Annotated in this window: 14 protein-coding genes; 10 read left to right on the top strand and 4 right to left on the bottom strand. The window is 67.9% G+C overall.

The window, feature by feature from the left end; all coding sequences use genetic code 11:
* Window positions 1-45 precede the first annotated feature (45 nt).
* Entirely contained in the window at window positions 46-1,440 is a 1,395-nt protein-coding gene (locus tag ACQHII_RS09255) for a CapA family protein (RefSeq protein WP_427918819.1), read from the bottom strand.
* 416 nt (window positions 1,441-1,856) lie between these two features.
* Here ACQHII_RS09255 and ACQHII_RS09260 point away from each other — a divergent pair, with 416 nt between their 5' ends.
* From ACQHII_RS09260 to ACQHII_RS09305, 10 genes are all read left to right on the top strand, one after another.
* Window positions 1,857-2,951 carry an ABC transporter substrate-binding protein gene (locus ACQHII_RS09260; protein WP_427918820.1) on the top strand — a complete coding sequence of 365 codons (1,095 nt, stop codon included), beginning with the start codon at window positions 1,857-1,859 and terminating at the stop codon, window positions 2,949-2,951.
* The gene (locus ACQHII_RS09265; RefSeq protein ID WP_427918821.1) at window positions 2,948-4,690 is read left to right on the top strand and encodes an ABC transporter permease; all 1,743 of its coding nucleotides are present in this window, start codon (window positions 2,948-2,950) and stop codon (window positions 4,688-4,690) included. The genes ACQHII_RS09260 and ACQHII_RS09265 overlap by 4 nt, the downstream gene beginning before the upstream one ends.
* Window positions 4,687-5,826 (top strand): ABC transporter ATP-binding protein, encoded by a 1,140-nt coding sequence (locus ACQHII_RS09270; protein WP_427918822.1) that lies wholly within the window; start codon window positions 4,687-4,689, stop codon window positions 5,824-5,826. The genes ACQHII_RS09265 and ACQHII_RS09270 overlap by 4 nt, the downstream gene beginning before the upstream one ends.
* 49 nt (window positions 5,827-5,875) lie before the next feature.
* Window positions 5,876-6,625 carry an SDR family NAD(P)-dependent oxidoreductase gene (locus ACQHII_RS09275; RefSeq protein ID WP_427918823.1) on the top strand — a complete coding sequence of 250 codons (750 nt, stop codon included), beginning with the start codon at window positions 5,876-5,878 and terminating at the stop codon, window positions 6,623-6,625.
* 49 nt (window positions 6,626-6,674) lie between these two features.
* Window positions 6,675-8,363 carry a thiamine pyrophosphate-binding protein gene (locus ACQHII_RS09280; RefSeq protein ID WP_427918824.1) on the top strand — a complete coding sequence of 563 codons (1,689 nt, stop codon included), beginning with the start codon at window positions 6,675-6,677 and terminating at the stop codon, window positions 8,361-8,363.
* Window positions 8,353-8,835, top strand: coding sequence for a ribonuclease E activity regulator RraA (gene rraA, locus ACQHII_RS09285; protein WP_427918825.1), 483 nt, complete (start codon window positions 8,353-8,355; stop codon window positions 8,833-8,835). Before ACQHII_RS09280 ends, rraA begins: the two co-directional genes overlap by 11 nt.
* 130 nt (window positions 8,836-8,965) lie before the next feature.
* Window positions 8,966-10,606: a carboxylesterase/lipase family protein gene (locus ACQHII_RS09290; protein WP_427918826.1), complete on the top strand. Its 1,641-nt coding sequence runs from the start codon at window positions 8,966-8,968 to the stop codon at window positions 10,604-10,606.
* A gap of 54 nt (window positions 10,607-10,660) precedes the next feature.
* Entirely contained in the window at window positions 10,661-11,743 is a 1,083-nt protein-coding gene (locus tag ACQHII_RS09295) for a 4-oxalomesaconate tautomerase (RefSeq protein WP_427918827.1), read from the top strand.
* Window positions 11,744-11,923: 180 nt separating this feature from the next.
* Complete coding sequence (locus tag ACQHII_RS09300; RefSeq protein WP_427918828.1) at window positions 11,924-12,970, top strand: hypothetical protein; 1,047 nt, start codon at window positions 11,924-11,926, stop codon at window positions 12,968-12,970.
* Window positions 12,971-13,097: 127 nt separating this feature from the next.
* A complete protein-coding gene (locus ACQHII_RS09305; RefSeq protein WP_427918829.1) occupies window positions 13,098-14,312 on the top strand; it encodes an MFS transporter in 1,215 nt (404 codons plus the stop codon).
* A 293-nt stretch (window positions 14,313-14,605) separates the two neighbouring features.
* Here ACQHII_RS09305 and ACQHII_RS09310 read toward each other — a convergent pair whose 3' ends face one another.
* The 3 genes from ACQHII_RS09310 to ACQHII_RS09320 form a co-directional block, all read right to left on the bottom strand.
* Window positions 14,606-16,000, bottom strand: a complete 1,395-nt coding sequence (locus tag ACQHII_RS09310) for an alpha/beta hydrolase-fold protein (protein WP_427918830.1) — start codon at window positions 15,998-16,000, stop codon at window positions 14,606-14,608.
* Between the two features lie 106 nt (window positions 16,001-16,106).
* Window positions 16,107-17,747: a carboxylesterase/lipase family protein gene (locus tag ACQHII_RS09315; RefSeq protein WP_427918831.1), complete on the bottom strand. Its 1,641-nt coding sequence runs from the start codon at window positions 17,745-17,747 to the stop codon at window positions 16,107-16,109.
* Window positions 17,748-17,957: 210 nt separating this feature from the next.
* Window positions 17,958-19,595 (bottom strand): carboxylesterase/lipase family protein, encoded by a 1,638-nt coding sequence (locus tag ACQHII_RS09320; RefSeq protein ID WP_427918832.1) that lies wholly within the window; start codon window positions 19,593-19,595, stop codon window positions 17,958-17,960.
* Between the last annotated feature and the right edge of the window lie 722 nt (window positions 19,596-20,317).

A 20,317-nucleotide genomic window follows, 5' to 3' on the forward strand; every position in this document is an offset into this window, starting at 1 on the left:
CAGTGCGTGTACACGCGGCGTGAACCAGATCGCCACCGTCGTGCCTCAGAGCTTGATACGGCCGACCCCGTTGTCGATGACGACCTCGGTGCCGAAGTCGGCGGACAAGCGCTGGTACCGCTCAAGGATCCTTTCGGCGTCCGGTCCGGTCACGGCCAGGGGGCGGCCGTCGGTGAGGGAGCGGTCACTGCCTCCGACCGGGCGGCGCAGCGGGGCCTCCTTGCTGACCTCACGCCCGAGCTCCACCGGGTGCAGCTCGATCTCGCGTACCTCCCCGTCCTCCATGACGAGATTGATCACGGCCGAGCTCCACCAGGTCTCGTTCCCCGCGGTGAGGCCCGGGTGCAGCGGATGCGCCGCCGGCGTGAGCGTCGGAAGCCGGTCCGTGTCGTGGTTCCACGACTCATAGGCGTCGAAGGGGACGCGGCGGACGAACTCGGACTGCGCGAAGAAGTTGCCGACGCCGTAGAAGATCGGCTTGCTGCGGTAGATCTCGATGCCGAGGGTCTTGTGCCAGCCGTGGCCGATGAAGATGTCCGCTCCGGCGTCGATCGCGGCATGTGCGAAGTCGCGCATGAAGGCGGGCGGCTTGTTGCCTCGTCCGCCTTCGGAGACGCTGCAGTGGTGGGCGACCAGCACCAGGTCGGCCATGATCCGGGCCTCCTCGATGGTCCGGAGGTTGCCGGCGACGTCCCGCTCGTCACCGCTCGTGACGACACCGAAGTGGTCGGAGACCGTGAAGAGGTTGGATCCGGTCGTCGACTGGTCGCTCGGCATGGCCAGGCTGAACTCCCCCTCCCGGGCCTTCATGAGGAGGCCGCTGCTCCCCTCGACGTTCATCCCGGTCTCCCGCAGAATCCCGAGCTTGCCGCCGATGTCGCGCAGCTTGGCGGCGGCGTCCTCGTCGATGACGAAGCGGGTGATCGGCCGCAGCGAGTTCACGCCCGGGCGGCCGGGGAGGCTGGCCTTGGGGAGGCTCGCCCACTCGTGGGACTTGTTGCCCGAACTCGTGGAGACGAGTGCGACGCGACCCTTGCGCGTCTCCAGGTAGGCGGGTTCCCGGGCCTCTTCCAGGTCCCGGCCGGTGCCCGCGTGGGCGATTCCCGCGGCGTCGCAGTGGCTGATGGTGGAGAGGATTCCCTTCGCCCCGAAGTCGAAGCTGTGGTTGTTGGCCAGTGACGCGATGTCGACGCCGGCCCATCGGAGGTCGTGGGCGACCTGCGGGTCGGTGAGGAAGTAGCTGCCGATCTGATCACCCCGCGACGGTGCGTCGACCTCGCTGAAGTGGCCGAAGTTGGTCTCCACGTGGGCGTAGGTGAGGTCGCTGGACCGGAGCTTCTCCACGACGGCCAGGAACTCGGGCTCGTCGTGCATGGCGAAGGGGCGGGTCACCATGCACTCTCCGGCGAGCGCGACGGACCACTTGCTGCTGCGTGACATAGGAGACCTCATAGCCCTTGAGACGAATCGGTGCGGGATGCCGCCCCGGCGTCAACGGCGAGACCTGGTGCGAATGGCTCGGAGCCCGGCGGCTGAATCAGTCAACGACCGTCGCGAAGAGAGCGTCAAGCAGCAGTTCTCAATGGGGTGAAAGGCTCCGCTGATCGCCCTCCCCTCGTTCCGCACGCTTCGTACCTGTGAATACAGCGTGCGGATGAGAGAGGTCACGTCGTCGCCCCCAGGCGATCAGCGAGGCTTTTCACCCCCCTCGCTTTTCTTGGTTGACTCCCCCACGAACCCGGCTGTTTCGTTCCTCGCAGTACTCCGCCGTAACAGGGGGAGAACACTCCCGAAATCTTGCCGGATGGGAAGTAGCGCTCGTGACCACATTCCGCAGAAGAAGCGCCCTCACGGCCATGACAGTGCTGATGTGCTCCACGGCCCTGGCCGCGTGCGGCGGCTCGGGGCTGTCGGCGACGTCGGAGAAGGCCGCGAAGCAGACGTCGACGACCGACCTGACCGCGCTCGTCAAGAGCGCCAAGTCCGAGGGAACCCTCACCATCTACACCGCTCTCCAGACGGACCAGATGAAGGGCTGGACGGCCGACTTCACCAAGAAGTACGGCGTCAAGGTCAAGATACTGCGGCTGTCGAGTGCGACGCTCGGCACGACGTTCCAGACCCAGCAGCAGGCCGGCCGCAACCAGGCCGATCTGCTGGAGACCAGCAACTACTCCCAGTTGCAGGGTTTCGTGCAGAAGAAGTGGATCGCCAAGTACACACCACAGGCCGCGGACCTCTACCCGAACGACCGCGTCGTCGCCGGTTACATGTACCCGCTCCTCCAGTCCACCGGCGGCATCGCCTGGAACACCAAGGTCACCCCGGCCGCGGTGCAGAAGAAGCTCGCCGCGGACCCGTGGAACGCGCTGCTCGACCCGGCGCTCAAGGGCAAGATCGTGCTGATCTCCCCCTCCAACGGCGGCTCCGGCATGGCCTATTACGCCAACCTGGTCTACAGACTCGGTGACCAGTACGGCTGGTCATACCTGGAGAAGCTCGCCAAGCAGAAGCCCGCCATCACCGACAGCGTCGCCTCCATCTCCCAGCAGATCTCGGCCGGCACCTACTACGCGACCGACTTCGGTGAGGAGTCCATCTTCGGCGCTGCCGCCGTCGAGGGGGCGCCCGTCCAGTTCTCGTCCCTGGCCGAGATGAACGCGACGCAGTTCATGCAGGCGATACCGAGCTCAGCGCCCCATCCCGCCGCGGCCCGGCTCTGGAGCGAATGGACGGCGACGCTCGCCGGACAACAGGCCATGACGAAGTCCGCCGGCGGTGAGTCGTCGGCCAAGGGCTGGACGGACAACACCAGTTACGCCGACAAGTTCTCCTGGTACAAGCAGGTGGCCGACCCCTGGGTCGGCTGGCGCACCGACCCACGTCTCCAGGGCGACAACCTGCAGAAGTTCCTCGCCAAGTGGAACTCCGTCTTCGGGGTGCGGTCGTGAGCTCCGTAACCGACTTCGCCGGCCCCACCACGTCGGTGCAGGACGACCACCTGCCCCCGGTGAGCAACCGGCGCGCGGGCATCGTCCTCCTTCCGGTGACCTGGGCCGTGCTCGCCGTGCTCATCCTGGCTCCGGTCGCCTATGTCGTGGTGGCCTCCGTGCTCTCCGAACCCACGGACCTCGGCTCGGGGTTCGACTTCTCAGCGGTCCGCGAGGTCTTCGCCACCGCCCACATGCTGAAGCTGCTCGGGCAGACGATTGTCTTCGCACTCGTCGTCGCCGCTCTGACAACGGTGATAGGCACCGCGCTCGCGTGGACCACCACCAGGCTGCAGATGCGGGGCAGCCGCCTGCGGGAAGTGCTGTGCATCGGGTCGCTGTTCGTCGCCCCCTTCGTCACCGCGGTGGCGTGGATCTGGCTCGCCACCCCGCAGACCGGCGTCCTGAACCGAGCACTGCACGACCTTCACGTCCCCAGCGCGCTCCAGCCCAACATCCTCACCGCCGGCGGCATGGTCTTCGTGCTCGTCACGCACTACGTGCCCTACTCGTACCTGTTCATCTCGGCCGCGATGCGCGGACTGGACCCCACCTTGGAAGAGGCGTCGCTGGTCAACGGGCGGAACATCTTCTCCACGACCCTGCGCATCTCGATCCCGATGCTCCGCCCCTCGATCCTCTCCTCCGCGCTGTTCGTCACGATCCTCTCGATGGGCGAGTTCACCGTACCGAGCATCCTCGGCCAGGCCGGAGCCTTCCAGCCGCTGTCCGTCGACGTCTACAAGTCCCTCTACGGTGACGTGCAGAACATCCCCCTCGGCGCCGCGATCAGCGCGGAACTGCTGATCACCTGTCTCGTCGGCCTGTACCTCTACCAGCGGACGATTCGCAGCAGCGGCCGATACGTGTCCGTCAGCGGGCGCGGACACCGCAACAGCCGGATCAGCGTCAACCGCGCGACGGCGGCCGTCGTATGGATCGTGACCATCGGCTACGGCCTGGTCGCCTTCGCCGTGCCGTTCGCGGCCCTGGTGCTCATGTCGCTCTCGAAGTACCTCGCGCCGTCGATCGCCGACATGCACCTCTCCTTCGCCAACATGTGGAACACGATCGACACGACCGAGGTCCGTACGGCGACGATCCACTCCCTGATCCTGGCCGTGGTGGTGCCGACCGTCTGCATCGTGATCGGCCTCGCGATCGTCTACCTCTCCGACCGGCTGCACATGCCGACCAGCGGCGCGATGGTGTACATCGCCACGGCACCGCTCGCGCTTCCCGGCCTCGTCATGGGCATGGGCATCCTGCTGCTGTTCATCCGGACGCCCCTCTATCTGACGATGACGATCATCGGTATCGGGCTCGTCTCGATCTCGGTGACCCACGCGGTACGGCTCATCTCCAACGGGTTCCACCAGATCGACCCGACCCTGGAGGAGGCCTCGCTCGTCTGCGGCGCCTCACGCCTGAGGACGGTGTGGTCGGTGCTGCTGCCGCTGATCCGTCCGTCGGTCTTCTCGGCGTTCATCCTCATCTTCGTGCTGGCCCTGCGCGAGCTCAACGTCGCCGTGGTCCTGTACGCGCCCGACTCCAACGTGCTCTCGGTCGTCGCCTGGAACTACTCCGAGAGCGCGCTGACCAAGGCCGCCTCCGTCGGCGTTCTGCAAGTCGTCGTCATGTTCATCGGAATGGGCCTGCTGCGGCTCGTCCTCAACCCCGACAGGAAAAAGGACTCATGAACCCTGAGCTCCTGGAGCCGACAGCCCCCACGCGCCCGGTGATCCTCGACGTCAACGGGCTCATCGCCGAGCACGGCACGAACCGCGTGGTCAACGGGGTCTCCTTCCGGATCGAAGAGGGCGAGTTCGTGACCCTGCTCGGTCCGAGCGGCTGCGGCAAGACCACGACACTGCGCTGCGTGGCGGGCCTGCACCGGGCCGCCGGCGGCTCGATCTCCATCGACAACCGACTCGTCGCCGACGCCCGCACCCATGTACGGCCCGAGCACCGCGCCCTCAACATGGTGTTCCAGTCGTACGCCCTGTGGCCCCACATGACGGTGTCGCAGAACATCGCCTACGGCCTGAAGGCGCAGAAGGTGGCCAAGGCGGAGATCGGCCCCCGGGTCGAGGAAGTCCTGGACCTCGTCGGTCTCTCCGGATTCGGCAAGCGCTCGGCCAGCCAGCTCAGCGGCGGCCAGCAGCAGCGCGTCGTACTCGCCCGCGGCCTGGCCACCCGTCCGCGTCTGCTCCTCCTCGACGAACCGCTGAGCAACCTGGACTCCGAACTGCGCAGCCGCATGCGCACCGAGATCCACACACTCCAGCGCAGCCTCGGCCTGACCACCCTGTACGTCACCCACGACCGCGCCGAGGCACTCGCCCTGTCGGACCGGGTGATCGTGCTGCGCGAAGGCGTCGTACAGCAGGTGGGACCGCCCGGCGTCCTCTACGACGCGCCGGTCAACCGCTTCGTCGCCGAAGCCCTCGGCCCCGTGAACGTCCTGCGTGCCGTCGTGACCGAAGCCGGCCGCTCTCCCGCCGCCCAGCTCACCGGCGTCGAAGGAGCGCCCACGATCCCCATCGCGGCGGGAGTGCACGCCGTGACGGCCGGTCAGGAGATCGAGGTCCTCCTGCGGCCGGAAGCGATGACCCTGACCCCGGCCGGACTGCCCGGCACCGACGAGTTCCCCGCGACCGTCAAGGTCGTGGAGTTCCTCGGCAACCGCACCGAGGTGACCTGCACCGCGGGCGGCAGCGACTTCAAGATCGATCTGGACGGCCGGGCCGCCGGCATCGAGCGGGGCGACATGGTGAACGTCTCCCTGCGCAAGGAGCGCGCCGTGTCGGCTCCCGGCTGGCAGCCGATCGGCTGACCAACTCCCGTACCAGGGAAGCGAATCGAAGCACGAACAGAAGGACGACATGGACCACCTCCTCAAGGGAAAGACCGCGATCGTCACGGGCGCGAGCGCCGGTATCGGCCGCGCGATCGCCACCCTCCTCGCAGCCGAGGGCGTGCGGCTCGCGCTCGTCGCCCGCCGCCGCGCATCGCTGGAACTCCTCGCCGAGGAACTGGCGCCCCTCGGCGGCGACCGACCGATGATCATCACCCAGGACGTCATGGAGAACGACGCCGCCGAGCGGATCGCCGAACAGGCCGGCAACGGCCTGGGCCCGGTCGACATCCTCGTGAACAGCGCCGGCGGCCACGCGCCGAGCGGCACACACGGCGCCGAGGAGCACTGGGACATCGCCATGCGGCTCAACTTCACCCAGCAGCGCCGACTCGCCGGACAACTGGTCCCTGCCATGGTCGCGCAGGGCTGGGGCCGCGTAGTCAACATCACCGGCAAATCCGAACCGACCCGGATGAGCCCCGAGTTCTCCGCCAAGGCCGCGATCCACGCCTGGTCGAAGGGACTCTCGCGCGACGTCGCCGCACACGGAGTCACCGTGAACTGCATCGCGCCGGGCCGCATCCTCACCGAGCAGATGTCCCGCAACTACACCCCCGAGGAACGGGCCGAGCACGCGCGCGAGATCCCGGTCGGACGCTACGGCCGCCCGGAGGAGCTCGCCGCACTGGCCGTCTTCCTCTGCTCGCCGCTCGCGTCGTACGTCACCGGCACGCTGATCGCCTGCGACGGCGGCCTGCGGCGCTACCAATTCTGACCCGGCCCGAGCGCCCGGATCCTCGCCCTACAACAAGAAGGAACGCACTGTGCCGACCCATGCCCATTCCGTCTCCCGCGTCCTCACCGAACACGGCTGCACGCACCTGTTCACCCTCATGGGTGACGGAAACATGCACCTCGTACTCGCCCTGGCACAAGCGGGTGTCGAGATCGTCGAGGTGCGCCACGAAAGCGCCGCGGTCGCGATGGCCGAGGGCTATGGCTGGTCGTCGGGGCGGGTGGGCCTCTGTTCGGTGACCCACGGTCCGGGCCTGAGCCACACGGCCACGTCACTGCTCGTTGCCGCCCGCAACCGCTCACCGCTCGTCCTGATCGCGGGAGAGACCCCGACCCGCTACACCGGAGCGCAACGGTTCGACCAACGCCGGCTGGTCGAGTCGTGCGAGGCCGTCTATCGGCCGGTGACGGTGCACGACGACGCCGGAGCCGTCGTGGCGGCGGCGATCGCCGAAGCCGCCCGTGACCGACGGCCCGTCGTCGTCGGCATCCCCGCCGACCTCATCGACGCCTCCGCCGCAGTGCCCCACGCCGTCGTGTCCGAGCCCGTACCCGCCGGGCTCGATGACGAGGTCAACACCGCCGCCGCGGCACAACTCGTGAAGGAGCTGCGAGACGCGAAGCGACCTGTGCTGCTCGCCGGGCGCGGGGTGATGGCGAGCGGCTCGTCCGCCCTCGTCCGCGAACTCGCTGAGCTGTCCGGCTCGGCGCTGTCCACGACCCTGCCGGCCAAGGGCATGTTCGACGGCCATCCCCTCGACCTCGGCATCGCCGGCGGTCTGACCCACCCGGACGCCGAGCCGGTCTTCCGCGACGCCGACCTCGTCATCGCGCTCGGCGCGGGTGTCGGCGCGAGCACGACCCGATCGGGGCAGCTCTTTCCCGACGCCAGGTTGGTGCGGCTCGATACAGCACTCGATCGCGACCAGACCACCGCCGACAACTCGGGCGTGCGGGGCGAGGCACACGCGACGCTCACCTTGATCCTCGAAACTCTCCGCCCCCAGGGGCCGACCGAGCCGTGGTTCCGCCTCGCGCGTCCACTGCCGGACTGCTGGAGCGCCGAACTGACGGACTACCGACCGCAGTTGGCACCCGGAACCGTGGATCCGCGGCACGCCGTGCTCGCCATCGACCAAGCGCTGCCGGAAGACGCGGTGATCGTGGTCAGCAACGGCCACTGCTCCGGCTTCGCGTCGGCACTGCTGAGGACCCCGGCCCCACGCGGCTTCCACCTCGCCCAGGGTTTCGGCTCGATCGGTCAGGGACTCACCACCGCCGTCGGCGTCGCCCTCGGCGCACCCGACCGACACGTCGTGGTCATCGAGGGCGACGCCGGATTCATGATGCACGCCCAGGACCTCGACACCGCCGTGCGCGCCGGAGCACATCTCACCGCCTTCGTCCTCAACGACGAGGCGCTGGGCACCGAATACCACCGGCTCAACGCAGGCCCGGACACCGGCGAGCTCGCCGTCGTACCCACGCCACGGATCGCCGACGTCGCCAAGGCGATGGGAGCCGTCGGCCGCCAGGTGACCGACCTCGCCGAACTCGGCGACGCCACGCGTGACGCGCTCGCGGCCCGTACCGCCGTCGTCGAGATCCGTACCTCGCGCACCGTCGAGAGCCGACACCTGCGCTGGCGCCGCATCCCTGTACCGGCCGGTGGCGGGGTGCGGGCGACCGCTTCTGAAGGAGACGCCCATGGCCGCTGAGCTGACGACCTGGTCCACAGCCGACCTCTGTGACGAGCACGAAGGATCCATCGACGCCTGCGCAGCCCAGTTCACACTGTACAGCGGCCTGCGCGCGTTCCGCGGGAGCATCGCGACGGTGCTGTGCGACGAGGACAACGTCCTGGCCCGCCAGGCGTTGTCCGAGCCCGGCGCGGGCCGGGTACTCGTCGTCGACGGCGGCGGCTCCTTGAACTGTGCCCTCATGGGCGACCAGATGGCGGAGCTCGCGGTCGGAAACGGCTGGGCCGGTGTCGTCGTGAACGGCGCGGTCCGCGACGTCCTTGCCCTGGGCCAACTCCCGTTCGGGGTAGCCGCCTTGGGCTCCAACCCGTTCAGGAGCGACAAGCAGGGCGCCGGCCGACGCGACATCGACGTGACGTTCGGCGGTGTCACCTTCCGGCCCGGCGACACCGTGTACGTCGACGACGACGGCCTCGTCGTCCTCCCCTGACCGCCTCGACCACCTGATTCGCATTCTGCCCGGACTCCTCGCCCGGGCCTCATGAGAAGAGGTTCGTTCCATGAGTCGCGCGAAAAAGACCAACAACAGCCTCCCACCAGCAGATGGACTCCGGAGTTCCGTGGCCACTGTCTGCGCGCTCATCCTGGCCATCGCCGGATTGCTCGGCATGAGCGTGAGCAGCGCCGCGGCAAGCACTCCAACTACAGGCTCGGTCACGGGAGACAGGATCGTTCACACAGCGAACGGCGCCGTCGCCGGCACCACGACCGACACCTACCGCTCCTTCCAGGACATTCCCCTCGCCAAAGCTCCTGTCGGCCAGTTGCGCTGGAAGCCGCCCCAGCCGGCCGCTTCCTGGTCCGGCGTACGGGACGCCACCGCGCCCGGGCCCGCCTGCACGCAGACCGGAGCCAGTGGCACGGGCAGCAGCGAGGACTGCCTCAACCTCAACGTGTGGACGCCGTCCGACGCACATGCCAGCTCGAAACTGCCGGTCGCGGTATGGATCTACGGCGGCGCCTATCGAAGCGGCTCAAGCAACGAGTACCAACCCGTCTCCATGGTGGACCAGGGCAACATGCTCGTCGTCACCATCAACTACCGCCTGGGTGCGATGGGCTTCCTGACGCTTCCGCAACTGGACAAGGACAACGGAGCCGCCTCGGGCGACTACGGTCTGCTCGACCAGATCCAGGCCCTTCGCTGGGTCAGGCAGAACATCGCCCGGTTCGGCGGCGATCCGAGCCGCGTGATGATCGCGGGCCAGTCCGCCGGCGGTGAGTCCGTCTGCACGCTCCTGGCCTCCCCGAAAGCCGCAGGACTGTTCAGCCGCGCGGTCGTCGAAAGCGGCCTCACCTGCCTTGAGGCCGACCGCAAGAATGCCCAGCGGAACGACGCCGCCTTCGTCACTGCCATCGGCTGCGACAACTCCGCATCGGCTACGACCGTGATGACGTGCCTGCGGAACAAGTCGCCCGCCGAAGTCCTCGCGGCGCAGTCGGCGGCCGGACAGATCTGGTACCCCACCACGCAGGTACCCGCGCTGCCCAGGCAGGCACCGGTCGCATTCGCCACGGGCGCGTTCAACCATGTGCCGGTGCTGATCGGCACCACCGACGACGAGGGGGCGTTCTTCATCTACTCCGCCACGGACGCCGCCGGCCGACCGGTGACGCCCGCCACGTACCAGAGCGACATCCAGGCGTCGTTCGCCACCACCGCCTCACAGGTGCTGGATCACTATCCTCTGAGCGATTACAGCGTGCCGGGCGCTGCCGAGGCCCAGATCAAGACGGACGTCGCCTTCACGTGCCCCATGCTCTCCAACGCGGCTTCGCTCAGCGCGTCCGTTCCGACCTACGTGTACGAATTCCGTGACACCACCGCCGCGGGCAACATCGACGGCGGCCCGGAGCACTCGGCCGAACTGCCGTACCTGTGGGGGACGAAGGGCTCCGCCACCCTGACGGTCGAACAGCAGCGCCTGTCCCGCGACATGATCGCCTACTGGGCCGCATTCGCCCGGACCGGAAAGCCAGCCGTCCAGGGGCTGCCGACAGTCCCGCGCTACTCCCCCACCACACCGCACGAGATCGCCTTCAACAGCGACGGCCCGGCCCTGGTCTCCGACACCGCCACGAACCACCAGTGCGGGTACTGGGACACCTACTTCGCCCACGGATTCCCCTTCCACTTCTCGCCCGGGAATGCGCTGGCGTTCCCGTCGAACGGTCAACTGCCGTCGCGCAAAAGCCAGTAGTCCTGCCGGCTGCGCCCACTCGCCCACTGCCGCCCCTCCACGAAGGGCAAGGTCATGTCGTCCACCCCCACCACTGGGATCCGTTGCATGCTGATGCGCGGCGGTACCTCCAAGGGTGCCTACTTCCTCGCCGGAGACCTGCCAACCGACCCGCACGAACGCGACCAACTCCTCATGCGGGTCATGGGCACCCCCGACCCCCGCCAGATAGACGGTGTCGGCGGCGCGAACCCGCTCGCGAGCAAGGTCGCCGTCGTCTCCCGATCCACCGACCCCGAATCCGACATCGACTACCTGTTCCTCCAGGTGGGAGTGGAAGCGGCCACCGTCTCCGACCGGCAGAACTGTGGAAACCTCCTGGCCGGAGTGGGGCCCTTCGCGGTGGAGCGCGGCCTGGTTCCGGCGGGCGACGTACAAACCCGGGTACGAATTCGCATGGTCAACTCCGACAGCCTGGCAACCGCCACGTTCTCCACTCCTGGTGGCGTCGTCGACTACAGCGGGGAGACCGCGATCAGCGGTGTCCCCGGCACGGCGGCTCCCGTGGTGCTGGACTTCGCCGACACCGAAGGCGCCGCGTGCGGGAGCCTGCTGCCCACCGGCAACGTCCGGGACGAGATCGACGGCATCGCCGTGACCTGTATCGACAACGGGATGCCCGTGGTCGTCGCCGCCGCCGTCGACCTGAGCGTCTCCGGCTACGAGACGCCCGCCGAACTCGCCGCCGACCCCGGCCTGCGCGAACGCGTCCAGTCGCTGCGGCTCGCCGCCGGCAAGCTCATGGGCCTGGGCGATGTAACGGACGCCCCCGTCCCCAAGACCACCCTGGTCGCGCCACCACGCGAGGGCGGCGCCATCAGTACACGCACCTTCATCCCTCTACATCCGCACGACTCCATAGGTGTGCTCGGCGCAGTCACGGTGGCGACCGCGGTCCTCCTGGAGGGTGCCGTCGGACACGACCTCGCCCAACTCCCCGCCCCCGGAGCCTCCTTGAGCGTCGAACACCCCACCGGCCGACTCGACATCGGCATCGATCTGGATACCGCCACCACACCTCCGCGCGTTCGCCGCTCCAGCCTGGTGCGGACCGCCCGGAAACTCTTCGACGGAACCGTCTTCCCTCGGACGTACTGAAATCCGCAGCCGAGACCAGGGAATTCAATGGACATCGCACGGCGACGTTTCCTTTCCACAACTGGCGCCATTGCCATGGGCACAGCTGGGGCATTCGCCACAAGCGGCTGCGGGACCGATTCTCATTCCGCCGCAACCGAACCAGAGTTGAAACTCACGATCGCGGTCAGTTCACCCTGGATGGCCAATCAAGTGGCACTGACCAGTACACATGAACTCTTCCTCGGTCTGCCCCGCTTCCCCGGCCACGAGACGACCCCGTCGCTCGCCCACAGGACCACCGACGGCACCGTCGCCGCCTTCCCCGGTACTTCCTGGAACGACTGGAAACGTGGCGACAGCGGCCGGGACGCCTTCGTCTACGTCAACAGCGTGCACGCCTTCGCCGACGACACCGTGTGGTGCGTCGACCAGGGAGGGCTACGTCCCGACTCGGCACCGAAGAACCTCTCGACGCCGAAACCGGGAGCGCAGAAGATCGTCCGACTCGACGCCCGGACGGGCGCGATCCTCGACGTCCTCCGATTCGACGACGACATCCTGCCCGCCGGAGCCCGGCTCAACGACCTGCGGATGCACGGCAGCACGCTCTACGTCACCGACTCGGGGCTCGGCGCCATCATCGTGCACGACACGACGACCGGCAAAACCCTTCGACGCCTCTCGGGGCGCAAGGAAATGCTGGGTACCTCGACGCCAACCACAGCCTCCCCCACGGCCTCCGCATCGTCCGGGAAGACAGTGAACGGGCACAAGACGCCGAAGAGCGACCTCATCGAGATCAGTCCGGACGGCACCTGGCTCTACTGGGGCTCCCCGACCGGCCCCCTCCGCCGCGCCTCCACCCGGCTGCTGCGCGACCCCGGCATCGCCGACGAGCAACTCGCCGCCCACGTCGAGCACGTGGCCGACATCCCGCTCTCCGGCGGCTGCGCCATGGACACGCGCGGCAACCTGTACCTCTCCGACATCGACAACCATCGCATCGTGCTCCTGCCCCCGTCGGGCGAACGAAAGATCCTCGCCTCGAACCCGGGACTCATCAGCCCCGACGGCTCCTTCATCAGCCGCGACCGTCATCTCTACGTCCCCGCCCCGCAGACGGAACGCACCGAGCTCTTCGGCAACCCGAAGGACCTGACCAGCAAACCCTTCCACATCTACGCCCTGGCCCTGCCCACCGCCTTCGACGGCATCGCGCTGGGCGCCGCCGTCACAGGCGCATGAGACGAAGCGGCTGCGCTGCCGACGGCACGACACGATGGGCCCGCCGTCCGGAGCCGTGGGTGACCGAGTGACGCCCCGCCGCCTGGAACGGTTCTCTCCGAGGCTCCGGCCGGCTTCGGACGAAGGCGTGCCGCGCATCGGCAGTTTCGCCTCTCTGCGGCTCAGGAACTACCGGCTGTACGCGGTCGGGCAGACCATATCCGTGATCGGGAACTGGGTTCAGAACATCGCCGTCGGGTGGTTGACCCTCCAGTTGTCACACAGCGGCACCATGCTCGGGATCGTCACCGGGTCCCGCTACCTGCCCGTCCTGCTGCTCGGTGTCTGGGGTGGCCTGGTGGTGGACCGGCACGACACTCGCGCACTCCTCACGGCAACGCAGATCTGCTTCGCCGTTCAGGCCGCAGTACTCACGGCACTGTGCTGGGCCCACGTCATGAACCTGCCCCTGCTCGTCATCATCATGCTGCTGCTGGGACTTACCAACGTGTTCGACAACCCCGCGAGGCAGAGCCTGATCAGCGAACTCGTCGACCGCGAACATCTGGCGAACGCGATCGCCATCAACTCCACCTTCATCAACACAGCCAAGCTGATCGGGCCCGGGGTCGCCGGAGTCGTCATCGCCGGACTGGGCGTCACCCCGTGCTTCGCCCTGGACACCGTCTCGTTCGTCGCGGTCATCGTCAGTCTGCTCATGCTGCGGACAGCGGAGATGTACCCGGCGGACCGCGAGGTCCGGGCCAAGGGCCAGATCCGTGCCGCGATCGCCAACGTGTGCCGGACGCCCGAACTGCTCCACCCCATGGCGATGGTGTACGTGACAGGCATCCTCACCTGGGAGTTCCCCGTCACCCTCCCGCTGTTGACGACCTCGGCCTTCAGTGGAGGTCCCTCCGGCTACGGCTCCGCCATGGCCGTAATGAGCGCCGGCGCGGTTCTCGGCGGCTTCGTCGCCGTGCGTCGCAGTCGGTTCAACTCTCGGTCGCTGTCGGTCTCCGCCGTCATCTGGGGAGCGCTGATCTGCGCGGCTGCCCTGGCCCCCACGTTCACAGTGGCCCTGATCGCTCTGGCGTTGGTCGGGTCGGCCTCCATCACCTTCAATTCATCGGCGAAGACGCTGCTGCAACTCGGCTCGACTCCGCACATGCGAGGGCGAGTTCTGTCCATCTGGTCGATCGGCTGGCTGGGGGGAACGGTCGTCGGAGCACCGACTGTGGGAGCGATCGCTTCCCATTGGGGAGCCCGAAGCGCGCTGTTCGTGGGAGGCGTCGGCGCGGCGGGAATCGGCGTCCTGATGCTGACGCTGTCCAGCGTGGGGAAACGCAGCCGGCCGAGCTAGGCCTGCACAACGGTATTTGCTCCGCGCCAGGCCACCCGACGCTGAGGGCGGCAACGGCTGGAGACGGGCGCACGGTCTCTGTCGGCGACCACGTCGACGTCCTGGTCCGCCCCTACGCGACCTCCGCCCCCGGCAACAAGATCGTGACGCGGCTCCAGGCATCGTGGTCGTTTCCACGGCCGGTTGACTCAAGCTGCGCAGCTGAGGAGCCGGTCCATGACGCAAGGACCCGGGCCAGCCCCCTGATCGTCGGGCCGGACCGAGTCCTCGTGAGCATTGGGGCCGGACCCCAGCTACATGCCCCAGTCGGCCGGGGCGGAAGTCTGGGGCAGGAAGGCCACCCGAGTCAGGAAGTCCCTCAGCAGGACACGCCACACGAACCACTCGTGACCGCCGTCGAGGAAGTCGCTCTGCACGTGAATGCCCGCGCTGTTCAGGTCACGGACAGCCCGCAGAGGTCCACGGTGGTTCGTGCGATACCCCTGGTTGATCGGGTCCTGCCAGCCGCCGCCGACGAAGACGGAGACCTTCTTGAGGGCGGTCGTGAGCGCGTCGGGGAACGTGGTCCCAGCCGGCAGACCGGCACTCATGACGCCGTAGTAGCCGAACTGTTCGGTGTTGTTCAGCATGAGGTAGACGGTGCGCATGCCGCCGGCGGACAGCCCGGTGTAGGCCCTGCGAGAGGCGTCCGGAGAGACGTTGTAGTGCTTCTCCATCCAGGGAAAGACCTGGGTGATGAGGTCGGTGCGGTGCAGTTGCTCGTTGGTCGAGCTCGCGTAACCGGTGGCGTTGGGCATGACCACCACCATGGGCTCCACCTCGCCGTCGGTGATGAGGTTGTCCAGGATGTCGGCCATCGCGCCCTGGGTACTCCAGGCCATCTCGTCGTCCCCACCGCCGTGGCTGAGATACAGGGTCGGGTAGGGCAGGCGTCGCTCGGCGTCGTAGCTCGGAGGCGTGTAGACCACCATGTAGTTCTTGTCGACGGGAGTGACGTGACCGGGCGAGTCGTAGGTGACCTGCCGCAGGGCGCCACGGCGACCTGCGGCAGGTCCCTGCCAGGAGAGGTCGCGCGTGCCGAACTCGGGATCACCGGGCACGTAGATCTGGCTCCGGTCGACGGCCCTGCCCAGGACCGTGCCCTCCACCACGTTCCAGGCCGGGTTGCCGGGATCGGCCAACTGGCCCGACGTCGTCGCGTCGTCGGCGTTCGCATCGACGAAGAACCCGTAGGTGAACACTCCCGAGGGCAGCGGCGTGGTGTGGGTCCACACGCCGTCGCGCCCCTTCTTCAGGTCGACCACCGGCCAGTTGGGGCTCGTCGAGTTGGGGTGGGCGATCGGTACGTCCCCTGACTCCCACTGTCGGGGCAACAGCCCCTGGCCCTCGACTACTTGATCGGGCGTGGTGAGCCGCTGCGGAAGGGTGCTCGGCCGCTCGAAGTACCACTCGCCCTTGAGCTGGACCCGGGATGCCTTCGGCGCGTAGTAGCGAAAGGTGACCTCGTAACCGGTGGGGCCTTTGCGCGTGTGCTTGATGCTCGGCCCGGCCTCGCCTCGGGAGGCCGGACTTGAGGAGTGGGTGGGGCCGTCCGAGGCCGCCGAAGTACCGGCGCCGGTGCCTGCGAAGGCTGCGGCACCGGCGGTGGCGGCGATGGCCCGGGTCAGAAAGCGTCTGGAGACGGACATGTCTGCGTGCCCTTCTTTTCGTGCACGGAGGTTCCGCACGTGGCCCGGTCGAGCCCCGAAAGTGTCGGACCGGGCCACAGCGCGCGGCTGGGGGGAAGTGGCCTGTTCAGGCGAGGGTGTCCCAGAAGGAGCACTGGTGCGCCGCGGCCTCGTCGGTGACGGCTCGGGGACCGTTGGGAGTGAGTGCCAGTTCCGTGGCGCTGGTGGAGTGATAGGGCGCGATCTTCGGCAGGGAGGGCGCGGAGAGGTTGCCGGTCGCCGCGAAGTGCTGCCAGTAGGCGATCATCCGCGTGGCCAGGGCCTGTTGCTTCGTGGTGAGCGGGGTCAACGTCGGGGCTCCCCAGAGGTAGAGGAGGTCGGCGGAGTGCTGGGCCCCGACGTTGAAGGAGGGCGGGACGAGTTGGTAGGAGCGCAACGGAGCAGTGGTGTCCTGGAACTCGTAGACGTAGGTGGTGGTCGCGGCGGAGAGAGACCCGGCGTGGATCAGCGCCGGGCAGGAGAAGCCGCTGTCGGTGCGTACGGCTGCGAGGGCCTGGCTGCCGTTGACGTAGCGGGAGTAGGGGTAACGGGCCAGAACCGCCGGGGCGTTGGTCCCGTACGAATTGGTGACAGCCGCGATGTACTGAGCCTCCGTGGCGGGGTGGGTCACCATGTCGTACTGCTCGTAGATGAAGGCACCCCCCTCGTTCTGGGTGGATCCGATGATCACCGGGACCTTGTTGAAGTCACCCGACGCGAAGGCGTCGGTCGGGGACTTCGGCAGGATCGTGCCGTCCACGGCGGGCCGCCAGGCACCCGCTGTCTTCTGCGCATCGAGAAGCTCGGCAGGTGGTGTGTCACGCAGGCAGGCGACGATTTCGGAGTCGGAGCCGGTGCAGCCGGCGGCCTTGGCGAAGTTGGCGTCCGCGGTCTGGGCTGCCGCGCGCGTGTTGACCGCGCACCTGAGGCTGCTCTCCATGATGGCCCGCTGGAAGAGACCGGCGGCCGACGGGGCGGCCAGCAGGGAGCAGATGGATTCGGCTCCGGCCGACTGACCTGTCACCATCACCTTCGAGGCGTCACCGCCGAAGGCGGAGGCGTTTGCCTTGATCCACTTCAGGGCGAGTTCTTGGTCGAGCAGGCCGTAGTTGCCCGAGGTCGCCTCCTTGTTCTCGGCGTCGAGGCCGGGGAGGGTGAGCCAGCCGAGTGAGCCGAGCCGGTAGTTGACCGTGACGACGATGCCGCCCTGCTTCACGTAGTCGGCCGGAGCGACGTCCGTGCCGGCTCCGTTGACGAAACCGCCGCCGTGGAAGAAGACCGTCACCGGGAGCTTGGCGTCCTGAGTCTGCCGGGTCGGGGTCCACACGTTGAGGAAGAGGCAGTCCTCATTGGTACTCGCGGCGGCGGGACGCCATGCCGCGGCCGTCTGTACGCACGCCGAACCGGGGGACTGCGCGTTCTTCACCCCGCTCCAGGCCTTCGCCGCCACCGGCGCCTTCCAGCGGAGGGCGCCGACCGGCGCCTGGCCGTACCGGATTCCGTTGAACTGCCGGACACCCTGCGCGGCCTTGCCCCGCACGGCGCCTCCGGTCGTCTTGACGACCGTCGGCGACGCCTGACTGGCTCCGGTCTGCGCCGAACCGGAGCGTGCCTCCCACCCGGTGAAGGCCATCACCGAGAACAGGGTCGCGCACACAACGGGCAGAACCAGCGCCCTGCGCCTGCTCCACCCGCCCGATCTCGAACCACCGCGCCGGATACGAAACATGAGATGTCCCTTCTTCGCCGTGCAACGGATGCTGGACCTGCGGCTGCGGGCCTGTCGGGCGGCCCCAAGGGGATCTGTCGACAGGCGCTGGAGCCGGGACCGCAGAAGGTGCTGTTCGGAAGGCGCCGTCACGCAGGCAGCCGAAGGCCCTTGAATGAACTCGCTTGGTCGGGGCTCGGCCGGCGAACGGGCATCCAGGAGTGACAGGTATCAGGCCTGAAGGCTTGCCCAGAAGCCGCACTGGTGCACGGCGGGGAAGTCCGTCGTGGAGACCGTGATCCCCGTGGGCGAGAGCTTGGTGACCGGGTGACGCGCATTGGTGACCGCTTGCCAGCGGGGCTGACCTTGGGTGTTGGGGCTGGCCGAAGCCGCGAACTCCGCCCAGTAGGTGTCCATCTTGTCGCCGAGTGCTCGCTCCGTGGACGTCAGCGGCCTTGTCGCCAGGGTGAAGTTCCACAGGTAGGCGAGTTCGGCACTGTGCCCGTTCGACATGTCGACGCCGGGCGGCTGCAGCCCACGCAGTGTCGGAGAGGTGGGATCGTCGAACTCGTACTCCCACGTGGGTACTTGGGACCCCAGTTCACTGGCGAGCTGGTAGCTGAGGCAGGCCTTCCCCGAGTCGGTCAGGAGCGCTGAGTACGCGTAGAAGGGCGACTTGTAGCTGCTGAGCGGGTAGTGGGACAGCACCGCCGCCGCGTTCAACCCGAAGCTGCTCTCGATCGTCGTCCTGTACCCGCTGGCGGTCATGTTCAGGTTGGCCAGGTTGAGGGCCCGGTTCTCGGACCGGACGTTGCCGATCAGCACGGGCACCTTGTTCCAGTTGCCGGAGCTGATCGCCTGGACGGGTGCGACGGGAAGGACCGGTGTGCCGTACACGTCCGAGCGGACCAGTGCCTGCTGCCCGGCCGTCACGAGACTGCCGGTCCACGCCGTCGTCTTCGCGCCGGGAGTGATCTCGCGCAGGCAGGACAGTACGTCGGCGGTCGCGTCGCATCCGTCGGCCGCCGCGAACTTCTCGCCCGCCGCGTACGCGTCCGAAAGGGACATCGGCTGGACCTGGTTGCAGGGCGAACTCTGCAGGACCGCTCGTTGGAAGAGGCCCTTGGCGAACGGGGAGGCCAGGAGGTTGCACACGGCCACCGAGCCGGCGGACTGTCCGGCGACGGTGATGTTGCGCGCGTTGCCGCCGAACGCCGAGATGTTGTGCGTGACCCACTTGAGGGCCGCGATCTGGTCGAGCAGACCGTAGTTGCCCGAGCCGTTCTCGGGGTCTTCCTTCGTCAGTTCAGGCAGCGCGAGGTAACCGAGCGCGCCCAGCCGGTAGTTGATGGACACGAAGATCGACCCGGTGCGGTCGGCGTACCGTTGGCCGCCGAACTCCGTACCGCTGCCTTCCTGAGCGCCCCCGCCATGAAGCCACACGGTGACGGGAAGCTGTTGCCCGGAGCGCGCGTTCGCGGGGGTGTAGACATCCAGGTTCAGGCAGTCCTCAGAGGTGGCCCTGCCGTCGCTGATGCCGCCGGCCCCGCCGATGAACTGGATGCACGCCGGGCCTTCCTTCTCGGCGCCGCGCACGCCCTTCCACGCGGCCGGGGCCTGCGGAGCCGCGAACCGGAGTGTGCCCGTCGGGGCCGCGGCGTAAGGGATCTGACGGAACGCGCGAGCGCCGGAGTCCAGCGTGCCGCGCAACTGCCCCTGGGCGACGCGCACCGTCAGGGAAGGGCTCGGGCTACCGCTGCCGCCCGCTGACGTCCGAGCAGCGGATCCCATCCCCACGGTCATGGTGACCAGCAGGCAGGCGCCGACAGCAACTGCCAACGTCCTGAAGCGTTTTACGACGGATCTCACGTCTGGGTCCTTCCGGCTCGGCAGGGCGTGCCGACCGGCCCGCACGGTCGGTGTCCCCGCATGTGAAGCACGACTTGTGCCCGTGAAGAACGAGATGGTTTCCGCGGTTCGCGATGAAGGAGCCCCTGCGGGGGTCGCTCTCACGGCGCTGTCCCGGCGACGTGTGTGGGAGCGGAGTCATGCAAGCAGCCCGCGTTTGCCCGGGTCAATCAACAACTTTTTATCGGTCATCAGTCCGCGCTTATCACCCGCTCCGACAAGCGCGCGATGCCGCGGGGAGCGTCCCCTGCCGCCTGCTCGCGAGCCGCCTTCGTGTACTAGTCGAAGGCGGAGAAGACCCTTTCATTGCACGACTGTTGACAGGTTGGTTACATGCTGGCTAATAATCTCTGGGTAGACAGGCTTGACTTCATCTTGTGAACACACTGCGGACTCCCGATCCTCGGTGTGCAGGCGTGCCGCGGTCATCGCTTCGAGGAGCTCGTCCCGGAAGCTGGGCTCCTCCACAAGCTCTCCCGCTTCACGGCCCTCCCCTGCGGCGACCACGTCAACGACAGCCAGGACTCGACGGCAACCCGTTTCGCCGACCCAGTGACCACGCCCGACCCGGGTGCCTCCCTCGAAGGGGCCTGCTCCCCAACAGGCTTTCTGGGTAAGTCACTTGCCCCCTCTCCCCCTCGGTTCCATCCCCGATGGCAAGGCCGGAGCACTTGTACGTGCCG

Origin of the sequence: Streptomyces sp. cg40, from assembly GCF_050320165.1 — a bacterium.
GTDB lineage: Bacteria > Actinomycetota > Actinomycetes > Streptomycetales > Streptomycetaceae > Streptomyces > Streptomyces hokutonensis.

What these genes read in the sequence shown, in the direction of transcription:
- ACQHII_RS09255 (WP_427918819.1), bottom strand. Translation starts at nt 1,440, where the DNA reads ATGTCACGCAGCAGCAAGTGGTCCGTCGCGCTCGCCGGAGAGTGCATG.
- ACQHII_RS09260 (WP_427918820.1), top strand. Translation starts at nt 1,857, where the DNA reads ATGACAGTGCTGATGTGCTCCACGGCCCTGGCCGCGTGCGGCGGCTCG.
- ACQHII_RS09270 (WP_427918822.1), top strand. Translation starts at nt 4,687, where the DNA reads ATGAACCCTGAGCTCCTGGAGCCGACAGCCCCCACGCGCCCGGTGATC.
- ACQHII_RS09275 (WP_427918823.1), top strand. Translation starts at nt 5,876, where the DNA reads ATGGACCACCTCCTCAAGGGAAAGACCGCGATCGTCACGGGCGCGAGC.
- rraA (WP_427918825.1), top strand. Translation starts at nt 8,353, where the DNA reads ATGGCCGCTGAGCTGACGACCTGGTCCACAGCCGACCTCTGTGACGAG.
- ACQHII_RS09295 (WP_427918827.1), top strand. Translation starts at nt 10,661, where the DNA reads ATGTCGTCCACCCCCACCACTGGGATCCGTTGCATGCTGATGCGCGGC.
- ACQHII_RS09300 (WP_427918828.1), top strand. Translation starts at nt 11,924, where the DNA reads ATGGCCAATCAAGTGGCACTGACCAGTACACATGAACTCTTCCTCGGT.
- ACQHII_RS09310 (WP_427918830.1), bottom strand. Translation starts at nt 16,000, where the DNA reads ATGTCCGTCTCCAGACGCTTTCTGACCCGGGCCATCGCCGCCACCGCC.
- ACQHII_RS09315 (WP_427918831.1), bottom strand. Translation starts at nt 17,747, where the DNA reads ATGTTTCGTATCCGGCGCGGTGGTTCGAGATCGGGCGGGTGGAGCAGG.